At 39.8% G+C, this 2,798-nt stretch carries 3 protein-coding genes and 1 pseudogene; 1 reads left to right on the top strand and 3 read right to left on the bottom strand.

The window, feature by feature from the left end; all coding sequences use genetic code 11:
• Window positions 1-85: 85 nt before the first annotated feature.
• Window positions 86-256 carry a Tm-1-like ATP-binding domain-containing protein gene (locus ACGF49_RS24280; protein WP_229015799.1) on the bottom strand — a complete coding sequence of 57 codons (171 nt, stop codon included), beginning with the start codon at window positions 254-256 and terminating at the stop codon, window positions 86-88.
• A 140-nt stretch (window positions 257-396) separates the two neighbouring features.
• Here ACGF49_RS24280 and ACGF49_RS24285 point away from each other — a divergent pair, with 140 nt between their 5' ends.
• Window positions 397-1,017, top strand: coding sequence for a TetR/AcrR family transcriptional regulator (locus ACGF49_RS24285; protein ID WP_113044393.1), 621 nt, complete (start codon window positions 397-399; stop codon window positions 1,015-1,017).
• A 354-nt stretch (window positions 1,018-1,371) separates the two neighbouring features.
• Here the strand turns inward: ACGF49_RS24285 and ACGF49_RS24290 are convergent, their stop codons facing one another.
• Window positions 1,372-1,818, bottom strand: coding sequence for a hypothetical protein (locus tag ACGF49_RS24290; protein ID WP_113044394.1), 447 nt, complete (start codon window positions 1,816-1,818; stop codon window positions 1,372-1,374).
• A 470-nt stretch (window positions 1,819-2,288) separates the two neighbouring features.
• Window positions 2,289-2,531: pseudogene (locus ACGF49_RS24295) on the bottom strand (hemagglutinin); the annotation flags it as partial.
• Window positions 2,532-2,798: the final 267 nt, after the last annotated feature.

Consider the following 2,798-nt stretch of genomic DNA (forward strand, 5'->3'; position numbering starts at 1 on the left):
TTAAAGCGAAGCGTAGACGAATATGGATGAAAACCCAATTTTTGGAGCGAGTATTACAGGCGGGTTTTGCTAATGTGAGTGATATTTAATCATTCATGCGGTTGCCCTGATTATTCTGATGATTTTCCCCGGGAGTTGATGTAGACACATCAATGATGATTGAATTAACTCCTGCGAGGTGTAAACAACATTTCAACCAGACCAGCTCGTCCAGTTTTGTGTCTGCTGTGCCAACGACAACCACAAATCGCGTCATAGTGTTCACCCCATGTGGCATACTTAGTTCAAAGACTAATGTAAACCTATTGTAATATTTTACAACATGCAAGTTATTTTTTATCATTAGTGATATTTATTACTGTTAATGCTATACGGTTAAAATTTTAAGGGGGTTAAATGATTCTGTTTGATGAAGAAAATCTGTCGCCAGTCCGGCGTCGTACCCTGGAACGTATCACTCATTCAGCTCTGAAGTTATATCGTGAAAAAAAATTTCCGTCTCCTGAAGAGATTGCTAATGAAGCTGAATATGCGAAGGCCACGTTGCGCAGCTACTTTTCAACTCACAGTGATTTTGTCGAATATGTTGTAAAACAAGTCATTGGATCATTCGTTATCCCCCCGATGGGCAATGATGCAGAAGAAAATATTGAGAAGTTATTGGGATGGGGTTATGAAGAAATAGAAGCCAATGAGGCATTGATGAGGGATGCCTTACGCATTTCTCAGTTACGCTGGCAGGAATCTTTATCCGGTGAAGATAACCACAAACGACCTGTTTTGAAGAAAAAAAGTAACCGTAAAGAGACACTTTCTACGGCGTTAGCGCCTCTAAAAGGTCAGCTTAAAGATGACACAATACATAAGATTATTATGTTGATTTCAGTTTTATATGGTACAGAGGCTATGACTATTCTGAAAGATACTTTTGGGTTAGAAAATGATGAAATCATCAACTTAACGAGTTGGGCTGCAAAGTTGATTGTTCGGCAGGTCATTAATGAGGAGCTAAAATAATCCGAAGGCCATTTTTTAACACAAAGGGTAAAGAAACTGGGCACGAGGCCCGGTAAAAGTTTCTTTTGGTGTATGGGCCTGTACATTTTGTGAGTGGTGTATTAGTTCAGATTAGATCTGATACTTCGATTTGAAAAGAAGAGAGTTACCCGCTTTGATTAAAGGTGCTGAATCTTAAATCAAAGCGGGTCTTCTCAATCGGTCGCGGTAGGAATAGCCGTTACCAGCTCCCCCCTGCCGTGACCGATTTTTTAGCCTGATAAGCCACTTTTCCCGGACGTAGTGAACTGCCCCTTTTAAATGTCGGATGATTGTCTAACATTTTGGGGGCAGTTCATAAATCCGGGATCTTTATTAGTGTAGTATATGGGTGAAAAGATCATCAATATCAATCAAGTATCGCCATTTTCCCTTATTTGTATATAAGGATAATTCATAATTTTCACCTGATTTTCCAATATATATTTCAGGGAAATTAACACCTCGTGCAGCGAATTTAAAACAATGGCTTGCTCGATACTCGAACATCATATCTATAAAACTTTCATTATCCACATCTATTTTTTCGTAAAATTCATGTATGTAATAAGCAATAGAGTCAATGCTACAATTATGATCAGGTAGATCAACATAGCGGATATTAGATTCATTATCTTTCATCCATAAAATAAACTCAGACACATTGACTTTCCCATGAAAAATAGAAAAATTTTCTTTATCTTTATATAAAAGAAGGTTAATAAGATTACCTTCATCATATGATGATATTTCATCTAACAATACAATTCTTAATTTATACATCATCATTTTCCTTTAATCATTTTATTATACTCAGACTTACTGATATCACCTCTAGAGAGAAATTCTCGTAGTACTTTCGGAGGGGCTTCGTTGCCAGGTATTGGATAACCATGCCAACCACCGGCATTGTCTGGCTGAAACTCATATAATTTTCCGTCAGCTATACCATAACGTTGCTTTCCACCTTGAATAGAATTATTCAAAACTTCTTGGGCTTTTGAATTAGTTAAATCCATTGGAGTACCCCAACCTCCAGGAGCATGTTTAGGGCTAGGGACGTATTCATTACTATCAGATAAATAGATTAGCTCATCTTTCGTTGGCCCATCAGGAATTGGTGTCACTGTCGTATTACCACCTACATCCGGCTTACCTTCCGTATTGCCGGTATGATTAGGGTATTTCCTTATATCACCGGATTGATCACCGCCGGTATGTGTTGGTAGGTCAGTTGGATTAGCAACTTGAGTGTATTTATCCTGAAGTGTATTTAGGTAACTCTGTGTGATTTCATCATTTCCCATCATCTGAAGCATAATCAGATGGTCTAAGTCTTCTGAAGAAATCTTATCAGCGATTTCCTTTGCCACTATTCCGGTTATACCCGCCTTAACGCCTATCTCCAGGACTTTTTCTGCCACTTTGGCTCGACACGGAGCAGCTATTGCACACCCTTCTGTTACCAGTTTTCCCAGGAAATTATTATCCGTAACAACCCATTCCATTGCGAAGTTGATTACCGAACACCTATTTTCCCTGCACACTCAGTCGGTTACAACCCGTTTTTTCCGATGTGCGTTCACCGCCGAACCCAAAACCCCCTGACGCGCTTTTCGCCCCTGAACGCCGGTTTTTCCCGCCGCGCTCTGGTCCTGTCTCTTGATCAGATCTCCAAATCAACTGATTTAGCCAGCAAATAGCCGTCTATCAGGGTTTGCAGCCGAAACCAACCTTCCCAAAGTCGTTCCCATCCGACTCGA

Origin of the sequence: Photorhabdus sp. RM96S (assembly GCF_042879335.1) — a bacterium.
In the GTDB taxonomy this organism is placed as follows: domain Bacteria; phylum Pseudomonadota; class Gammaproteobacteria; order Enterobacterales; family Enterobacteriaceae; genus Photorhabdus; species Photorhabdus kayaii.

Excerpts from the sequence above, each read along its gene's own strand:
- ACGF49_RS24280 (WP_229015799.1), bottom strand. The coding sequence starts at position 256 with ATGACGCGATTTGTGGTTGTCGTTGGCACAGCAGACACAAAACTGGAC.
- ACGF49_RS24285 (WP_113044393.1), top strand. The coding sequence starts at position 397 with ATGATTCTGTTTGATGAAGAAAATCTGTCGCCAGTCCGGCGTCGTACC.
- ACGF49_RS24290 (WP_113044394.1), bottom strand. The coding sequence starts at position 1,818 with ATGTATAAATTAAGAATTGTATTGTTAGATGAAATATCATCATATGAT.